This window comes from Sporomusa sp. KB1, from assembly GCF_007830295.1.
GTDB lineage: Bacteria > Bacillota > Negativicutes > Sporomusales > Sporomusaceae > Sporomusa.
On the sequence record NZ_VLKC01000002.1, the window covers coordinates 1,115,501 to 1,135,230 of the forward strand.

Here is a 19,730-nt window from a genome sequence, read left to right on the forward strand (position 1 = left end):
CTTGCGAACTTGCAAACTTGCGAACCTCTACTTGCGAACCTAAACAAGGCTTTTCAGTCTTAAAACCTCTGTTGAACACCAAATTCAATACTACAAGCCTACATCAATAACAGCCTGTAACGCTGTAATATCAATAGTTTTAAGTGTTATAACAGCACTCTGAATTCTGTTATAACACTGTCTTGTACATATGGACATAAAGAAAAAACGTTTTCTGCGGTCTAGTTTCTCGCAAAAAACGTGAGATTTTATATAAATCAATTATTTTTTTCCAGGTCCCTGTAACCCTTACCATTACTGGGTATCCCGGTCATTTTCTATCAATCCCGGGTATTCCCGGTTTCTCTTATTTTCTGTGAGACTCTACATTTGATGCCGTGTTCATAACTTGTTGACTTCTACTCAAACTTTACCTTCCAGATTACCGGGGCTACGTCAGCCTATCCACCGGCTTTCCCGGTAGCCTTTGCTTCTTAGCCCATCCCTCTTTCAAGCGGTATACGGCTGACTACCTACTCCGGCTAGTTATATTTACCCGGAGAACCCTTGAAAGTTATTCCATTCCTGATACTTGTTTTGCGTAAACGTCAGAGCCGCAAGTTTCCCCACTCCCGCCTCCCCTCCATCCCAATGAGTGGCTTTTGCCACTTAAGTTTCGAAGGAACGGGTCGCACGATACGGTTCTCCGTATCGTGTATAGCGGTGCAGAAAAGGGCAATGAGTTCCGCCCTCATTGCCCTCAAGATTTTGATACTATATTCAATAGCGGTCCTTCCTGCATACTGTCCCTATCTGGACAGAGGCATCTCAGAGACGGTTTGAAATCACTGCTTAAAACAGGGGGTTTTCAGTGTTTTTGAACCGTCTCTTTGATGCTACCCTCGATGCTACAGCAATGATAGCTACAGCTTTGATAAACGCTCTGCCGCCCGGGTAATGATTCGTCCTGTCATAGCCATGGGATCCTTGCCTCTAGCCTCTCTAATATCAATAGACCAGCCAGACCAAGCAAGGGAATGAGCAAGAACACGCCGCCCCCTTCGATAAGGCCAAGGAAAACCATCAGCGCAAGGTTGACAAGAAGCTTCCTCCTACTGAAGGCATACAGTTCTTGAATATAAGCGAGAAGCGTGTTCATACTCGTTCCTTCCGGTTGTCGTAATTTTATGATAACAGAAAATCGCAGTCGCATACTGCTTCCAGGTTTACATGCAAGAGGGATCCCCTCTTACATGTATGCCTGGATTGCTTGACCTTAAGAAAGGGAACTAGATCCGCCCCCATCGCCGCCAAGACCGACATCGTTTTCTGTTTTATCAGCCACTGAGAGCTGTCTCAAAACCGGAGCATGCCAAACCTCTTTCTCTTCCATTTCATCACCTCCCTTCAACCAACATGGAAGTATTATCCTGACACCCGGCCATCTTCATCCAGATAACCGAAACGTCGCATAACTCTGTGATGGTCACGAATGACTTGCTCTATCTGTCCCGGCGTCAGGGAATCGCGCCAGCCGCCGCTTCGGCCTTCCCGAAAAAAAGCGCTGTGGCTTGATTGCACTTCTACAAAACCGCCCTGTTGCTCCTGTCTTTGCAATAACTTGAAATCGGAAAACTTCACGGCCTGGTCAATGCTTTCTGCATCCCAGGGCAGGCCAGCAAACCGCGCCAGTTCTGTAAATGTTTCCAAAGGCTTAGCCTTCATGTCCTCATATCGTACCACATGCACCGCCATTTCCGGCGCATCAACCCAGCTTGCCACGTTGGTGCTCCAGTCCAGAAGGCGCTGATGTAAAACTGTCGCACCCGACGCGGCTGATATGCTCAGGAAACTGTCCGTTCTGCCCATTATCCTAACAATTTTGTCAATACTTTTCATCAGATGAAAAGAGAAAGAAACAGCTACATCCAGCGGATTACGGATAATATAAATGGCTTTGGAAACCTCAGGCGGAAAAAGCGGTTGCCCGCCAGGCAAGTAGGTGTAAGCATCATGACACTTTATAAAAACCGGTTCCGGCGAATTGGCTGCCAGAAATCTGTATACCGCCGGGCGCAAGCAGTCAACCTCCGCAACAGTCAGGTCACTGGAGTCCAGTCCGGTAATATCATCGAAGAAATATCGATTGTAAGATGTCAGATTAGTATATAGAGAATTGATATGCACAGGTGAATTACCGGCAGCCAGCAGATTAGAAAGAAAAATCCGCAACCAGGTGTTGCCGGATTTAGGATAGGAAGCTAACCAAATGATGCCGCTCATCAGTGTCTCCTTTGCTTTGATATGTTTCTTATTTAAAAGTATTTAGAAAGGCCAGCAGAAAAACCCCCTGCGGAACCATATGCATGGCAGAAAATTCGTCCGGTGTGCTGCAGCGGTTAGTCTGCATGGAGTACTTAAGCATGCTCTCCAGCCTGTCCGTATCAACGATTTCCTGTGCTAAAGGCGTCTTGACCATAGCCTGCAGCAGCGCTTGCACTTTGCCTCTTTGCCAGTTGTAGCGGTCATGATAATCCACGGAAAACGGCTCCTTGGTTGTGCGGAAGCGAATGGCGTCAGGTAAAATTCCCGCCATTCCGGCCCGGATCATATACCGCTTATAGCCATTGTTTACCTTCATAGTTCCGGGTAGGGCCAGGCAGAATTCAATGACTCGTTTATCTAAAAAAGGCATACTCAATGCCACTTTTTCATAGCCGGAAAAAGCCAGGCCTGTTCTAGCCTGTCGCACAAAGTTGATGCTCTTCACTTGATTCTTCCGGTGATCCGGCAAAACCTCCCCCAGGGTATATGACAACAATTGATATTCCCGCATAGTCTTGTGGTCCAGTTGCTGCCTGACAAAGTCCGGCCTGAGTACCGTCCCCTGCCCTACCATCACTAGATCAAATCGGGGCTTATACCGCCTGAGCCACCAGCCCGGCAGCAGCGGCCACAGTACCTCCGACTTAATCAACCCCAGGCAGCCGCGTTGTTCCACCCGCCCTCTGGCCACTACCTCCCGCAGCAGGGACGGCCACTGGCCCTTACGGAAAAGCTCGGCATAGTAGCCATAACCATGAAAGGTTGGCCCCATTTCGCCGCCCACACCGTCCAAAATCACTCTGACTCCTTTGCTGGCCGCCGCCGCAGCAAAAGCGGTATATAGATAATGCCTGGACGTATAGACCGGTTTCTCGCCAGACCAGATCAGGCGTTCCAGATCATCAAAAGGCCCGCGCCAGGCGTCGCTGATATATTCGATAGACAACGCAGGGCGCCCCTGCAGGAGATCAATATATTCGCGCTCGTCCCGGACATTGCCGCCATAGCTATCTGGCAGCACTGCTGAAAAGGCGGTTAAGGAGCGTCCCTCTCCGGCCAGTAACCTGGCAGCAGTACCGGTAATCGCTGATGAATCAAGTCCGCCGCTGAACAACGACGCCACGGGAAAAGCACTGCGCAGCCTGGCGGCTACAGCCTGGAAAAATACGTCGCGGAAAGCTTCGACATATTCGGCTTCGGTTTTTAGATTGAGCCTGTTATCATAGTCAGGCTCCCAGTACTCGGTTTTATGAATGCCGTTGGCTGTTATGGTCATCACGGTGGCACCGGGCATCAGGAAAATTCCTTCAAAGTAGGTGCTTTCTCTCTCAACACCAAATAGGGAAAGGGTGGCCAGCTTCCGCAGATTGGGCCGGCGGTCAATTCCCGGAATGGTATGGATAGCCCGTATTTCCGTGGCAAAGGCAAAACAGCGGGAAGGCCGGAAATGATAATACAGCGGCTTATTGCACATATGGTCAGTCACACAGACCATTTCCCGCCGCTTCTCATCCCAAATAACAAAGACAAACTCCCCCAGCAGTTGCTTGGGACACTCTTTGCCCCATTTTTCATAACTTTTCAGAATCAGCATACTGTCGGGTATTCCCGGCTGTTGGTCAAGGGGAATATTCAGTTTGGCACACAGCTCCTCCCGGTTGTCAAGCCGCGCATCAGCTGTGATGGCCAGGCCGGAGGCAGGCTCACAGTACGGCAGTTTCTCGCCCAGGGATTCGGGCGTAATACAAAATAACTGCTGGCCAAGACCGGCAGGCCCGTCCTGCCATGTACCGTTTCCATCCGGTCCGCGGTGGGAAAGGGAAGCCGTCATCCCTTGCAGGACGTTGTTCGCCAGCGGACTGCCGTCTGTGTTAAAGATACCGCATATCGCACTCATATACCTAAATCCCTCTCGATACAGGCCGTCATTGCTTCTAAACTAGCTCCCGTCTTAGGACGGCTCAACCGGCATACCGCAACGGCCCGGGCCACTGTCGCACACTGCTGCAAAGACAGCGCTTTCCTCTGCCCTGCCAGCAGGCGGCTCCGGTATCGATTCTGCAGCAGTATCTCCAGCTTATTCATACCCTCTGTTTCTTGCAGGCCAAGACCTTCCAGGCCGTGGGTTTGTAAATTGTATATCCGGTACAGGGGCAAAGCTTCCGGGCCAAAATGTTCCTGCAGGGGCAGCTCATACTTCTCTAATCTAGACCGGACTCGCTGCAAGCTCCCGGCATTCTCACCGATTGATGCGACGGCATCGGCCCAGAGCTTAAGCCGGGGTAAACCGGGAATGATTTCCGGCAGCCCGGCAGGCGTAAACCTGACTGCACATAAATCGTCTGCCAGAACCTGACAGCCTTTTTTATAAAAAGCCGCTGCCAGCGTAGATTTGCCGATTGCCGGATTACCGCTAAACACGACCGCCTGTTGGGCAAACACTACCGCCGCACCGCGCAAGACCAAATAGCCTCGTTGTAGCAGCAACGCGCCAAATACCGGTCCAAGCAAAAAGGTTTGCACATCATCTATAGCCGCATCGCCGCATGGCTCTACAACTATTTCTTTGCCGGCAACGGCCAGAAAATGAGCAACCTGGTCAACCTTCAGCAAAAAGCGGTCATGATCAGCCTGAAAGCATACTCCTTTATCCACAGTCTGATTGAGCTCCCGGGGCACCGGGCCGTAGCGAATTGTAACATCAGCCACACTCGCGGCCACTGCCGGCAAAGCCGGCAGTTCAATCCCGGACGCGATTGTCAAGCCGTAGGCGGTATAAAGATATTGTTGCATATGTAATTACGATCTCCTCCTGGACTTTATCCGTGCCGAAAACGGCCTGATAGCTCAGGCAATATTTAATAATCCGGCCGCATACATTTGATTTAATAACACCAGCACATCAGCCTCGCATTGCTGCTGCGCCACCTCATACTCGTCCATCAGCACAGATACGATCGACGTCATGGGCTGCGGCTGTTCCATCAGATCCCAAATACGGCTGCCGATACTGTCAAGCCCATAATATAGGCCTTTTTCAATGTCAAGCATTACTTTTTCACCCTCCAAATCCGTCGCTACCAGCCCGGCAGCCCGCATAACAACAGTACTTGCCGTAATTTTGTTTTCCATAAATACCTATCCCCTTTAAAATAATCTGGTGCACTAATTACCCCATGGCCTGCAGCACAAGCCGCTTCTGCTCGTCAATCGAAAAAACTCCCTCCGGCCGGCATAAACGGAAAACCTCTATCTGTCCGGCAGTTTTTGCACACTGCCGGAAATGATCTTCCTGTCGCCCCAGGCCGGCAAGCCGCTTCACCCGGTACGTATTGTTAATCAGTACAGCCAGTTTTTCGGCAGCATGGAGTCTGTTCAAACTGACTGCGGCATAGGGCCCGGGCTTAATTTCACAGATACCAGCCAACGGCAGCGACGCCGGACAAAACATGTGCTGCACAGGAACAGCATATTTATCCATATCAGCCATAACCCTCGCAAAATCACGGGTATTCAGCCCGAACCCCTCCAAACTGTCCCGCCACAGCTTCTGTTGCGGATATCCCGGATGGACAAAAGGCTGCTCTTCGTCAAAACCAATTGCGGCAACATCATCGGTTAGCAAACCATAGCCACTGGTGCCAAAAGCTGCTATTAATGTTGATTTTCCGGCCCCGGATACGCCTGTAAAGATGACTGCCCGTCCGTTTAGGGCGACCGCACTCCCATGGAGCGGCAGAATACCGCGCTGCATAAGCAGCACACCTAAAGTTGTGCCCAACAGAAAAAGCCGGATAGCCCGCTCTTCCGCCTGTGGTGCTGGCTCAATAATAATTGAATTACCGTTAGCAGCATAAAAATTGGCTACACCCGGGATAAAAAGCAAAAACTGATTTTCCCCAACCTGGGCATATTTATTTTTTTGCCTGGCCCCTGCCAGTTCAGATGGAGTTTTGCCCAAAAGGATAGTAACCTCCGGCTTCTCATCTGTCGTGGCAAGCTCCGGCAGCGCTAGTTCGGAGTAAATGCTAATACCAAAAGCCTTGTAAAAAATAGTATCATCCTTTCTTCAACCATACCTTCACTATTGCACAATCAGCCTCTATACCGCCGCTCCAGCCAGGTAAACGGCCGGATCAAGTAATATAACCAATACAAACCGTCCGGCAGCGGAAAACGCAGGATATCGCTTTCCGCCGCACCGAAATGGCTCAGCACAAATTGCAGCTTATTTTGCCAGCCTGTCCGCAGGGCAACCTGGTATTCCTTGTCACGGTAGTAAAGAGTCTGCGCCCAAGTAACAGTACTGGGGTCATACTGAATATCACAAAAAAAAGGAACCACCAGTTCAACCAAGCGCGAGGGCTTCACAGCTCCAGGAAACACTGGCAAAACCGACGGTGGTATGGGTACTCCCAATAACCGGTGGGCTAAAAACACAGCCTGCTGCAATACATGCCGCATGCCGTAGCCGTCCGCCAGCCTGATAACCTTGGCCCAATCGAGCAGACCGTCTTGCATAAAAACGGCTATATCGCACAGCCAGCGTAACCGAAACCAGGAATGATAGGCACCATGCTGCACCAAGAAAAGAAACCATTCTTCATCGGCAAACACCGGCTGCATGCGGCAGTTGCATGCCAATATAACCGATTTGCCAGTGTAGTTCAAGATAAAGCCCGGTCTCCTGATGAATATAACAAAAATGCCGGCTGTTGCGCAGACAAATCTGCCAGCGTCTGGGAGTCATCGGATAAGCAGGGTGCTTGCGCCGGTAACCGTGCGCGAATAACAGCTCATCCGCTCTTGCCAGATCTGCCGCCTGCACCAGCAGGTCTATATCCCGCGACATCCTGGCGGCCGGGTCGCCATACAGGCGCAAGGCCAGCACCGCCCCCTTTAATACAGTCGTCTGGATACCGTGGGTTGCCAGCAGCTTCACCAGTCACCATCACTAAACTTACCTACTACAACAAAACGCTCCCGCCCCTGGCTGCCGGTAAGGATAGTGTTGCCACACCGCAACCAGGCATGGGCAATCAACGCATTGCTTGCATCCTTGCCTACTCCCAGATACAGCGTATTGGTAATCCCCTGTCTGCGCAGCAACAGCTTGGCAGCCAAGGCCTGCACAAGGCACTTACTCTGCCATGGGGTATACCGGCTTACCCGTTCTACCATCCGGCCAACCTGTTGTGCTTTATGCTGGCTGGCCTTGTCTACTTCCAATTGAGATTCCGTCATTTGCGTCCCCAGCATCGGCTGCAGCCAGCGAAATGGTAATATTAACAAAGCAAACCGTATTATCGCTGTCAAGCCTACCACAGTAATAAACAATCGTTGCTCGGCCCACGAAAGGCGTACAAATTGTTGTATCTTTTTCATTATTAGTGAGCTATCCCCGAATTCGCTAATTTTAGAGTTTTGCCGTATAGTAATTCGTCATTACTATATAAAATCCTGCAGCATACACCCAAAAAATGTATACTGCTTATTAACTTATGTCAATCATCTTTTATCATCAACTTTATGAGTTATCACACCGTAACAGCAAAAAAGACCAAACAGCTTCTCATTGCTGCTTAGTCTACATCATTGCAATAGTAGTAGGTACCACTTTGTTTATCAGTAAAATAAAGAAATCCTGCAAGATCTTGTTTTCTTGCAGGTAGGAGGACGGAGACGTTTGGGTTCTGATTTAGTTTGTCCGTTTCTTGTTTACTCTGGAATTCGATAATCTTTTTCTTTCATTAATCGTACAAGGGAATCAACAACCTCAGGATCATATAATACCCCCTTATTCAATATGAGTTCTGCCAGGGCGGCATCTATTCCTAATGCAGGCCGGTAAGGTCTGTGAGATGTCATGGCCTCAAACACATCAGCCACAGCAATAATCTTGGCCTCAGGTAAAATATTCTCTGTCTTCAATCCATGCGGATAACCACTGCCATCTATACGTTCGTGATGCTGGCAAATGATTTGCGCGATTGGCATCAGAAAATTTACATCTTTAAGAATATCATAACTCATTTCGGCATGGGTCTGAATTAAACTAAATTCTTGAGGAGTAAGTTGTGAAGGCTTACTTAGCAGTTCTCCTGGAATTCCGATTTTCCCTATGTCATGAACAATAGCGGCACGCCGCAAAGTTTCGCAGCGTTTTTTATCCCAGCCTAACTCACAAGCAATATCAAAGGAGAGTATACCCACTCGCCGTTGATGTCCGGATGTGTAAGGGTCTTTCAATTCCACCATTTTAGCTACAGTCAATAGCGTTCCATCAATACCCTCTTCTAGCAGTCTTGCCTGTCTGGCTATATTCTCCTGATAGCCAATATTATCTATGGCAATAGCCGCCGTATCGGCTAGTACCTGCAATACCTGAATTTGTTCCGGCGTGGGGCTATAGATTTTGGACCAGTAACACCCAATCGCCCCGATTGGATTATTAGTTTTGATGGGTACCATGGCTAGGCTTCGTACGAAAGTCTTCCGGTATGCATCAATAGGAATACGATTATCTTTATAAATATCCTCAATGATGGCAGGCTGCCGGTTCTGCATAACCCAGCCGCTGATACAAATTTTCATTGGGAAACGGAGTCCCTTCCACAGCGGCGTAATGGCATCTTCTTCTGCGTAATAACAAGAATCTCCATCACGCAAAACGAAAGTCGCCCCATCTGAACCTGTAAGTTCGCGCACTGAATGTCGGACAATATCCATAACAGCTTCTAAGTCGTGTGTGGCAGAAAGCTGCTGCACCACTTTCAGTAATTGTTCCATTATCCGCAGCGTATAAGCGCAGGTATTTTGATTCATAACGCATGCTCCTTTCGGCAAGTTTCATCACAATGTCATGGTGTTTTTTACCGGAGGGATGTCAGGTGACGGAGTTGCTTGGGTAAAGGTACTCACTGTTCACTTTTTGTTGCAATTTATTATTTAAAATACCTATTTCTCACAAATATACAAAAATCCTGCAAGATTTATTTTCTTGCAGGTGGGAGACCAGGGATTGGACACTAAGGGACGTTCCCGTTTTGTCAACATTTTGCTACAACGCCACGCGATATTCCAGTTGCCCTCTCAATTTGGCGAATCGATAAGCATTCTTTTTCTTTTAACCGCCTAAGTAATGCATCTCTTTCCGGCTTAGACTATGCCGATACTTCATGGGGTTCCCTTCCCTCTGTACACTGCAATATCCTGCGTCGTATTTCTTCCTCTGATAAATTTTTCTTTCCAGACACATCAAAATCGTCGTTTGTGATAATCTGATGTAATCTTAACCACTCATCTCTTCCAAACATTTTCAAAGAAAAGGACGTATCCGTCAAGTTTCCACCCTGCACATAATCATTATAACTGCTAAACCTATACTCTTCAGGTTTTTTGACTATTCCAGCCTTAATGGGATTCTGGTGTATATAGCACATCAATAGAACAAAGTATTCGTCAATTTCTACTGGCACACTTTTATACCTACTAGCAATTAATGCACCGCTTCGCTCATACTTCCGATTAAAATACATTACATACTTCGTTAAAAGTCTTTTCATTATTACTGAAATATCACCTATTTGCTTTTCCCTCATAAGTAAATGGACATGATTACTCATCAAGCAATAGGCATGTAACTCAAATAACATCTCTGCTTTTAATTGCTTCAAGCTTTCAATAAAATATAAAAAGTCGCTCTCTTCCTCAAATAAATGCTGTCTATTAATACCTCGAAAGACTACATGGTAATAGCCTGTAGTACTCATCTTTCTTGCCTGTCTTCCCATTCCATCACCTCTTTTTTTATCTTATCATTTTTATGACAAAAAGGGAACGTCCCCCGTGTCTTTATTAAAACGAAAAGATGTGATGTTATTGAATAAAAGTAAGCTTGCCAGACGAATGGGCTGTAATCGTAGAACTATTGATAAATACGGACTCTGTTTCAAACTGCTCAGACCCATTTCAGCTCATAGAAACTTTCTCACTCTTTTTATTGAAACAATGTCCTTCTCCCGTGTTTTTCTTTCGCAGGATCGAATCAGGAGAACCGTCCCCATGATGCTTCTGTATCAAGCCAGCAGAAAAAAGACGGCGTAAACTCGGCTAAAAATTGAACATTAACATGGCCTTATTAAATAATGTTCGCATTTTTTGAAGGTTTGTTTGCTATACCTTTTTTTAGTACAAGATTTTTTTAGTTTAGGGCTTGACTTCAGTTAGCTGGTCTTTGTATCCCTTCGACAACGCTGTTTATACTTTCATGCAGAAAAAAGAAGCTGAAGGAAAGCCAGTTAAAGTAGCAAAAATCGCAGGTTAAACAAATTTCTTCGGATTTATTATGCTAGAGTGAAAGAAACTCTCTCAGATTAGGTGTTCATCATACCGAATTTCACTGTCTTTCAGGACGGCTTTTTTATTATGCCTTTTTTTACCTTATTTTAGTAATGCCTCTTGACAATGCTTTACAGGTTTAACTAGCTGGTCTTTGTCCCTACTTTTTACTTATGCCGCTTTTTTTTATTGTGGTAATTTTATTTAAAAACAACCACTCTGGAATATCCCATTCACGCTTTGCTTTTGTCATACGATCAGCAGAAGTTAGTCCATCTGGATCAATTAAAAGCTGATGACGAACGAGCCAACCAATAACCAAATGAGCTTCTGCATCATCTTTTAATCTTAAATCAAGCCACCATTCCACATCTTCTTGTAACAAAATCTCCATAGATGCAATAATATTATCTGCTTTCGTCCAATCAACCTTACACTCAAAACCTGAAGCTAAACAAAGTGCCTGGTTTATTAATGCATATGGTTCTTTTTCTTTTAATCCTTCAATTAGCAAATTTTGTATCGGTGGGCATGATACATTATCAACAAATTCTCCCCTGCGTTTCATATAAGCTATATTAATTCCTGCAACACTGGAACCACTAGTAAATGCGTTTAAAAACATCTTGGTGGCATCATCATACATCCCTTGATCATAATAAAAAATGCCTAATTTACATTGCGCCGGTGTATAATATGCTCTTGCTGCCCGCTCTAAAAAACTTATAGCTGCCGGAATATTTTGAGCAAGGACTTCCCCTGAAAGCAATGCATCTCCCATTGCATACATTGCGGGAAGATAGCCACTATCAATGGCGGAATTAAGAAGACGTTCTCCCTCAGAAACATTCTGTTTAATTACATCTCCATAAAGGTAGCAACTACCCAAATACAGCATTGATGGTTCATCACCATGAGCTATTGCTTTAAGCAATAGCTGAATGCCTTGTTGTTTATTTCTGGTTAGATATTTACCTTCTAACAGTAAACCTCCTAAATACCTCATTGCATCAATATATCCTTTTTCAATAGCAGTCAATAGAAGTCTTTTTCCTTCATTAACATTTCTCTTTAAAAACTTACCTTCGATGAGATACTCTGCTAGTTCTATTCTAGCAGCGTCACTATCACCAGCTATTGCTTTTCGCAGCCATATTTCACCTGCTTTAACGTTAGGCTTGACCCCTTTTCCTGTTATCAGCCTTCTTCCCAAAGAAACCTGTGCTTCCTCGCTCTTTTTGGCCGCTTTTCTTAATAGTTCCTCGCCCTCTATATGTTCATCATCAGTCATTTTATTATCTAGTAGTATTTCCGAAAGATCTATGGACGATTTTATGTCCCCAGCACAAGATGCCTTTCTGAAGATCTCAATCCCCTTCTCTTTGTCAACCTCTACTCCAACACCCTGGATCAATCGTTTGGCAAGATTCCGCATAGCTGAGATACTCCCTGAATCTATGACTTCATATAATAGTTGTAATCCTTCCTGAATATTCTCTGCCAATCCCCTCCCATCAATTAATCGATTTGCCAGTTCAATTATGGCTCTCTCATTGCCTGCGTTAGCCGCTTCTCGAAGTAATCTTTCGCCCTTTACAATGTCTCTTTCCAACCCATCTCCATCCAAATGACGTACGGCTAAATGAAAAGTTGCATCACCTTCTCCTGCTAATGCTGCCTTTTCCAGCCATTGCAAACCCTCTATTGCATCCTTCGCAATAGCGTCGCCATCAATTAAGTGATGTCCCAAAAGCATCATAGCCAATTTGCAATCTTTCTCAGCTGCTTCCCTTATCCAGAATTCACCAGAAAGAACATCCTTTTCGCCATTCATTTCGTGAAGTAAGCTTAAGCCAAGTAGTGCCATAGCATTCTCATCTCCAATTGTAGCTGCGGCCTTCAAACATTTTAAAGAAAATTCCGAAGAAGACATTTCCAATGCAAACGCTATTAGGATATCTGCCCTCTTATTTTCAATTAATACATCGAATATACCACTAGTCGTCTGAAAAATTAATTTACTAATTTTTTCCCGATTAGTCCAGTATAGAAGAAAGTCAACAACCATCTTGCACCTTACATCTTCATCTTGTACTATCCAATTAAGTATTGCCTTCATGTGTTCATTTAGTTCTCGCTGACTACAATGCCTGTCACGAACATATTCTCCAAATATTTGTAAACTCAGTTTTATCTTACCAATATTTAGCCCATCTATTTGCGACGCTACATTGCGCAATTCTTTTCGCAATAACTGAAGCTCAATAGTTTGTTCAAATCTCTTTATTAGATAAGCTTGAACTAGACCTAAATCTAAAGAACAAACAGGTTCAAAGATAGCTAATAAAAATAATATCTCCCTAAGTACATCCTGTCCTTTATCGTTTACCGCCGACCATAAGTTCGCTCTGTTTTCCAAAACAATATCTGCCTTTTCATCAACAGAAACTACTGAAAAATCGCCACCATTGGCCTTCACTTTTTGTGCAACATCAATTACAAGCAATGGCCAGCCACCAGTTTTCCTCATAACAATATCATTAAATTTTCTATGTTCATCACTTTCATAGTCATCTACACCTGTTATTAAGGGGATTTCGTCCCTGGATAGAGCGTCTAATTTAATCGGCTTATAGTCCTTCAAATAATCTTTAACCCATATATCTGCATCTGTTCCTAATCTAACAGTGAGCAAAGTTGAGACATTATTTGGCATTCGTTCTGGTAGAACTTCTAATGCTTCAGAATTCATTTCATCCAAAGCATCAATAATTAAGTATACTCTGCCAATTTCATTAACAAGCTTTTCCATCAACAAATAGATTTCTTTACGATATACCGCACAGATATTATTGTGCTTCTCAAGCTTGGTACTTAACCGCCCTGCCATATGGTAGTCCATTTTTAAAGGCGATGTTGTTGAAGAAAAACTATTGCTATACGAATTATTTATACTAATTACAGTTTCACTATTTGATGATAACCCGTCATAATAATTCTTATCTTCACCTAAACATAATGAAGATTTAATTGGTTCAATCAACAAGGTATTTGCTTGTGCCAATAATAAACGGAGTATCTGTTTTGGTTCCTTTACAACTTTTCCACTGATAAAAAGAAATGACGGAAGCCATGGAGCTTCTTCATTCATCGTATGTGCATATTTCTCACAATCCTTTTCGAAAAATGATTCAGTAAGTGCAGCACAAACAGCAGATTTTCCTTTTGCTTCAGACCCAGTTAAAAGAATATATTCACCAGTTTTAAATTCTTCCATTAATCTTTTAATTTTTTGTATTAAATCATCACGTCCACTAAAATACTGTAAGTGTCCGCTTCTTTCACTTTCCATAAGTTTGATTATATCACTCTCGTAAGGTTCAAAACCGCTTCTATTTGTTATACCCTTATAAGTAGGTTTCAAGGATTTCTTCGAAGCTTTAGTCTCAAAATCACTGCTTAATTCTACAGCCCTTTGTTGATTACGAACAATCTGCAACTTTCTTTTAGGGGGATTAAAGTTTGCAATCTTAAACTTTTCATAAATGTTTCGCTGCTCTGGATTTAGATCTGGCTTCCAGCACCCTATCCCTGAAAGATAAACTTGATTACAATCAAAGAATCTCTTATAGAGATATATCTCATTATCAATAATATTAATCACCTGGTAACGACGACAATTTGCAGGTAATGCTTCACTATCTAATCCTGCACTACCAGTTGCCAAAATACTTATTGGCATATCCCCTTCTCCTGTAAGTCCTTTCTGTGGAACATGTCGATGCCCGTGCAATATAAGATGATAAGATTCTTTTAAGAATAAAGGTAATAAATCATCCCTATCCTTTAGATTTTCTTCATCATAGTTTGATCCGCGCTGAAAATTATGATGCAAAACAGCGATACGAAGAAGAGATTTCTCCCTATCAAGCTCACCCGCTTCCAATGTTGCTTTACGTAGTTGTTCAACTGTAATATTCCCATAATGCGGATCACATTCGCTTTCATCAATACAAGAATTAAGCCCCACAAATATGACTCCGTGCTCTGGATAATAGAAATTTACAAATAGACGTTCTTCAGAAAAACCAAACTGATGATCATTCTCTTTCCATTGTGCTTTTTCATAAAAACCATTAAAGAAATCTGCATAATGTTCAAATTTTGCATAATATGGAGGATTAAATGTTATATTTTTTGCTTGAGCAGTCAAACGGGATGCTTCACAAAGTTTCCTATTAATGTCATGATTACCTGGAACCATCACTATATATCGCCTATCTAAATTCAAATGCCGACAAATACCTACTATAAATTCTTCCGCCTGCTTATATTCCTCTTGAAGACTCCACTCAGCGATATCTCCAGTTATAACAATAAAATTTGGTACAATGCCATCCTCAGCAAGTATATTAAGATCATCAATTAATTTTTGTAATTCAGAGTTATAATTTTCATCTGCATAAAGAGGCTGCCGCTGTCCGACTTTATTTACATGATGCCTTCCAAATTGTAAATCTGATAAATGTAAAATGGTAATCTTCATATATTTCACCCTATCTCTACAAGAATTCTTTCAGCTACGTTCAATAGTACTAAAAGCTATATCTGATCATTGAAATATGCACATTAACAGATGTTAGCAATTTAGTTCTGAATTATATTTCATACAAAAATCATTTTTTCCTATCAAAAATAGAAAGCTCCTAAAAGTTTCACTTTTAATCTTCGTATTAAGTCCTTATTAATTGTCTATTGGCTTATTTTTTAATGTAATAATTGTTCCCAGTGCACATAATCGATAAGTTTAACTGAAAAAAAGCCACTATGTTAGTAAACTATACCTATTTATTAAAATGGAAAATCTTTGGTCAACAAAGAACAATTAGTGTACAGAAAAATATAATTTTATTTTCCTTTTCTATTATTCTTCCTAACGGAGCGGGGAATTCGCGCTCTTACGGGAATGTCGCAGTTCTGTTAGAAAGCTAATTTATATATATGGTATAACAATTTAGTTGCTGTTAGCATTAACATTATGGCGAACAAGACATTTTTTGGTTCAATAGAATGACTTTTACTATTCCTAAATTCATTGATAACCTATTCCTCAGAAAAACAAAAAACTCCTGCCAAATTCTACAAAAATCTGACAGGGAGTTTTTTCGCCCTTACCAATGATACGGTTCACCCCTACTAATCTTAAACGCCCGATAAATCTGCTCCACCAGGAGCAGCCGGATCATCTGATGGGTAAACGTCATTTTCGAAAACGACAATCTTTCCTTTGCTGCCGCTGCGACCTCAGCTGACAACCCAAAGGCTCCGCCGATTATAAAGGTAATATCGCTCTGCCCGCCTAGTGCCAAACTGTCAAACCTGGCCGACAATTGCTCTGATGACATGGCCTGTCCGGCCACATCAAGTACAATTAGGTAACTTCCTGGACGAACAGCTTTTAAAAGGCGCTCACCCTCACGGGTGAGCGCTTGTATTTTTTCGGCTGATGAGGGATTGTCCGGCATTCGTTCTTCGGCAAATTCCACAATATCAAGCTTACAGTAGGGTGGAAGACGCTTCAAGAACTCTTGAATACCAGCAGTTAGATATTTTTCTTTGATTTTACCGATAGCAGCGATGGTGATCTTCATACTATTATTGTCCTGGCATTTCTTCGAGAAGGACATTGATAGTCTCGCGTTGGTCATTTCTTTTCAAAACTACTTCCACTGTGCTGCCTACCTGTTGACTATCCAGCACAGCTCTGAGTTCAGTTACACTGTTGGTTTCAGCGCCAGCAACTTTAAGAATGACATCACCTTCACGGATGCCCGCTTTATAGGCTGGACCTGAGGGAGATGCTTTGGCAATATAAACGCCTTTATCCAGTTTAAGTTCATAGCCGTATTTAGCAGCAGAAGCTTGGTCTAATGCCCCTACACCCAGATAAGCTCTGACTACCCGGCCTTTGTCGATCAGTGATTGCAAAATGGGACGGGCACTGTTAATGGGAATGGCAAAACCAATGCCTTCCACACCGGAAAGAGCAATTTTGGCACTGTTAATGCCAATTACCACACCATCTGCGTTGACAAGAGCTCCCCCGGAATTACCAGGGTTAATAGCAGCATCGGTTTGAATAAGTTTGAAGCGCCGTTCGCCAATATCAAGGGAGCGGTTAAGGGCGCTGATTACACCGGCAGTTACACTGCCTTTAAATTCAAGGCCGAGCGGATTGCCGATGGCAATCGCCGGTTCTCCTACCATAAGGGCATCAGAATCACCCAGCGTAGCTACTGGCAAATCCTGAGCTTCCACTTTGACAACAGCCAAATCAGTTGCTTGATCGACACCAATAACCTTGCCGTCCAGGGTGCGGCCATCAGCCAGAGATACTGATATTTCCTGGGCATTTTCTACTACATGGTTATTTGTAGCGATGTAGCCCTGCGCATCAAAGATAACCCCTGAGCCGGTTCCCTGTTCCACTAATACTTTGCGGTTGCTAAAAAAGTCGCGGGCAAGACCTTTGGTGGTAATGCCGACAACAGCCGGACCCACTGATTGTGCAGCCCTGACAATGGGGGTGTTACGTGCTTCTGATACCTGTGCCTGAGCCGTAGGCGGTTGCAGGGCTTGAAAGGACGAGCCGTTATTCGGTTTCGGAGCTTTTTCGGTAACATTGCCAGCGCAGCCTACCACTAGAATAGCCCCAATAATCATACTAATTAACGATACTGCAATATAGGGAGTCAATTTTTTGAACCAGTTCATGCTATCGCCTCCTATTGGTGTTCATATATTCCTGATATTTGTTCAGGATAGGTAAGATTCAATGATATTTCTTGGTCCAGTTTGCAGCCCTCTTGGGTTAATATATTCGCTACTGTCTCTTTTGCCAGTTCCGGTCGATTATTCTCCCGGCTGAGATGCGCCAAAAAAACGTTAGTGTGGGCTTTGCGGTTAAGCCGCGCCAGCGTCCAGCCCGCATCAGTGTTGGCTAAATGGCCGCGATTGCTCATAATACGTTTTTTCAAATGCCAGGGATAACTGCCGTTTTGCAACATATCAATATCATGGTTTGCTTCTAAAACTAATATATCAGATAATGACAACGCGGCTTTGACTGTCGGTGTAACAAACCCAAGGTCAGTAGCAATACCGACTTTGAGGCTGCCCGCCTGCAGGCGAAATCCGACAGGATCAGCGGCATCATGCGAAATTGCAAAGGGTTCGACTTTTACTTTGCCAATATCCAGACTGTCCGAAAGTTCCCGGCAGCAGTTATCAGGCAGTACTTCCCGGCAATACATGGACTGCCAGGTATCAGGACGGGTGTAGGCCGGCAGATGGTATTTTTTCAGCAGTGTCGTCAACCCCTTGACATGATCGCGATGTTCATGGGTAATGAGCACACCATCAAGTTCTTCAATTTTGGTGCCAAGTGTGTCAAGTGACTGTTTGATACGCCTAGTGCTGATACCAGCATCCACCAATAGTTTGGTGTTTTCCATTTCAATAAATATAGCATTACCACTACTGCCGCTAGCCAAAACATGAATTTGCATAATTACCTCTTTTACCCAATATCCTTAGTACAACTAGATATATATTCGACTTAGGCACTAATAAATCCTTTTTCATCTCATAAATTTGACTTCATTATGACAATAACAACTCCTCGCAACACAATGCTTCCTGGTTAGTGGCGACTACGGTTCGCAATACCACTTTATACGCATTCGACAGGCAATTTTTCCATGACCGCTTCCCGGAGTTCAGCAGGCAAGGCAGCCAGCAGCGTTGCGGTGATTTCCTTTAGCCGTTTAGGTGTTTTAGCCTCAAACCGTAAGGTAAATAGGGGCTCTGTCACCGAGGCGCGAATCATGCCCCAGCCATCGGCAAATTCAATGCGCACACCATCAATCCGGTTGGGTGTATAAGCAGTAAGTCTGCCAGCAACCTGATCCAGCACGGCTTCTTTATCAGGCCCCAGATAGGTAACCCGGATATCCGGTGTCAATAGGTAGTTAGGAATAGCGTCAACCTGCGCGGCTAAGCTTCCATGTTCGGCCACTAATTCACATATTTTTAATCCTGAGAACATGCCATCATCATACCCCAGTTCGCGAAAAAAGAAATGTCCGCTGATTTCGCCGGCAAATAATGCCTGTTCCTCAATAAAAGCAGTCTTACTAAAAGTGTGCCCAGCACGAGCCATGATGGGCCGTCCGCCCGCCTTGGCAACCTCTTCCGGCACGACCATAGAGCACTTGGCGTCATAAATAATAGCACCTGTCCGACTTGCAAGATACTGTCTGGCCATTAACACCATAATATCGTCATTATCAAGCGGGCGGCCATTCTCATCAACAACGCCCACTCTGTCACCATCTCCGTCAAATCCTATCCCTACCGTTGCCCCATGCGTACGCACCGCTTCACCGAGGGCTGCCAGATTTTCCGGCAGCGCCGGATTGGGCGGCCTATGCGGAAACCGTCCATCTGGTATGCAATTGAGCTCAATTACTTCATATCCCAGCCTATGAAATAGCTTGGGGGCAATGGTAGCCGTAGCACCATTACCAGCATCAATAACTACCTTCAATTTGCCAGCCCGTGCTTTGCTAGCCGTATATTCTATGTATTCCTCGACAACAGGACGCTGCATTACCTCGCCGGCGCCATGCGTCCGGGCGTTTACTTCCACCAACTGGCCAATATGAGCTATCTCTGCCTCGCTGACTGGTTTAGGGCCAAGCACCAGTTTAAAACCATTATACTGGGCCGGATTATGGGAAGCTGTTACCATAACGCCGCCACTTGCCCCGGTAGTTTGTAGTGCATAGTAAAATACCGGTGTTGCCACTGTACCGATATCAACCACCTGACAGCCAGACTCAGCCAAACCTTCGATCATAATCTGTTGCAGTGCGGGCGTAGATAAGCGAATATCACCACCCACCACCACTTTTTGTCCAGCAAGCATAACCCCTACAGCTAACGCAATTCGTCTGGTCATCGCATCAGTCAAGTCCTTACCTGCCACGCCGCGAATATCACAAGCTTTAAATATGCTCATACTT

15 protein-coding genes are annotated in these 19,730 nt (G+C 44.5%); all 15 read right to left on the reverse strand.

Going from position 1 to position 19,730, the window contains the following annotated elements:
• Positions 1 to 1,404 precede the first annotated feature (1,404 nt).
• On the reverse strand, positions 1,405 to 2,262 hold the full coding sequence (locus SALPA_RS08985) for a sulfotransferase domain-containing protein (RefSeq protein ID WP_222427930.1): 858 nt from the start codon (positions 2,260 to 2,262) through the stop codon (positions 1,405 to 1,407).
• Positions 2,263 to 2,290: 28 nt separating this feature from the next.
• A complete protein-coding gene (locus SALPA_RS08990; protein ID WP_145092548.1) occupies positions 2,291 to 4,201 on the reverse strand; it encodes an asparagine synthase-related protein in 1,911 nt (636 codons plus the stop codon).
• Positions 4,198 to 5,097: a hypothetical protein gene (locus SALPA_RS08995; RefSeq protein ID WP_145092550.1), complete on the reverse strand. Its 900-nt coding sequence runs from the start codon at positions 5,095 to 5,097 to the stop codon at positions 4,198 to 4,200. Before SALPA_RS08995 ends, SALPA_RS08990 begins: the two co-directional genes overlap by 4 nt.
• A 54-nt stretch (positions 5,098 to 5,151) precedes the next feature.
• Entirely contained in the window at positions 5,152 to 5,436 is a 285-nt protein-coding gene (locus SALPA_RS09000; protein WP_145092553.1) for a lasso peptide biosynthesis PqqD family chaperone, read from the reverse strand.
• A gap of 37 nt (positions 5,437 to 5,473) precedes the next feature.
• A complete protein-coding gene (locus SALPA_RS09005) occupies positions 5,474 to 6,265 on the reverse strand; it encodes an aldolase (RefSeq protein ID WP_145092556.1) in 792 nt (263 codons plus the stop codon).
• A 134-nt stretch (positions 6,266 to 6,399) separates the two neighbouring features.
• Entirely contained in the window at positions 6,400 to 6,930 is a 531-nt protein-coding gene (locus tag SALPA_RS09010) for a nucleotidyltransferase family protein (protein WP_145092559.1), read from the reverse strand.
• On the reverse strand, positions 6,908 to 7,246 hold the full coding sequence (locus tag SALPA_RS09015; protein WP_186450991.1) for a nucleotidyltransferase family protein: 339 nt from the start codon (positions 7,244 to 7,246) through the stop codon (positions 6,908 to 6,910). Before SALPA_RS09015 ends, SALPA_RS09010 begins: the two co-directional genes overlap by 23 nt.
• Entirely contained in the window at positions 7,243 to 7,689 is a 447-nt protein-coding gene (locus SALPA_RS09020; protein WP_222427931.1) for a lasso peptide biosynthesis B2 protein, read from the reverse strand. Before SALPA_RS09020 ends, SALPA_RS09015 begins: the two co-directional genes overlap by 4 nt.
• Positions 7,690 to 8,022: 333 nt before the next feature.
• Positions 8,023 to 9,129 (reverse strand): HD domain-containing phosphohydrolase, encoded by a 1,107-nt coding sequence (locus SALPA_RS09025; RefSeq protein WP_145092568.1) that lies wholly within the window; start codon positions 9,127 to 9,129, stop codon positions 8,023 to 8,025.
• A gap of 338 nt (positions 9,130 to 9,467) precedes the next feature.
• The gene (locus SALPA_RS09030) at positions 9,468 to 10,097 is read right to left on the reverse strand and encodes a transposase (protein ID WP_255451080.1); all 630 of its coding nucleotides are present in this window, start codon (positions 10,095 to 10,097) and stop codon (positions 9,468 to 9,470) included.
• Between the two features lie 707 nt (positions 10,098 to 10,804).
• Positions 10,805 to 15,190 carry a metallophosphoesterase gene (locus tag SALPA_RS09040; protein ID WP_145092571.1) on the reverse strand — a complete coding sequence of 1,462 codons (4,386 nt, stop codon included), beginning with the start codon at positions 15,188 to 15,190 and terminating at the stop codon, positions 10,805 to 10,807.
• A 625-nt stretch (positions 15,191 to 15,815) separates the two neighbouring features.
• Complete coding sequence (gene rlmH / locus SALPA_RS09045; RefSeq protein ID WP_145092574.1) at positions 15,816 to 16,295, reverse strand: 23S rRNA (pseudouridine(1915)-N(3))-methyltransferase RlmH; 480 nt, start codon at positions 16,293 to 16,295, stop codon at positions 15,816 to 15,818.
• 4 nt (positions 16,296 to 16,299) lie between these two features.
• Positions 16,300 to 17,418, reverse strand: coding sequence for a S1C family serine protease (locus SALPA_RS09050; RefSeq protein WP_145092577.1), 1,119 nt, complete (start codon positions 17,416 to 17,418; stop codon positions 16,300 to 16,302).
• Between the two features lie 11 nt (positions 17,419 to 17,429).
• Positions 17,430 to 18,212, reverse strand: a complete 783-nt coding sequence (locus tag SALPA_RS09055) for an MBL fold metallo-hydrolase (RefSeq protein WP_145092580.1) — start codon at positions 18,210 to 18,212, stop codon at positions 17,430 to 17,432.
• A 164-nt stretch (positions 18,213 to 18,376) separates the two neighbouring features.
• Positions 18,377 to 19,726, reverse strand: a complete 1,350-nt coding sequence (locus SALPA_RS09060) for a phosphomannomutase/phosphoglucomutase (RefSeq protein WP_145092583.1) — start codon at positions 19,724 to 19,726, stop codon at positions 18,377 to 18,379.
• Positions 19,727 to 19,730 lie beyond the last annotated feature (4 nt).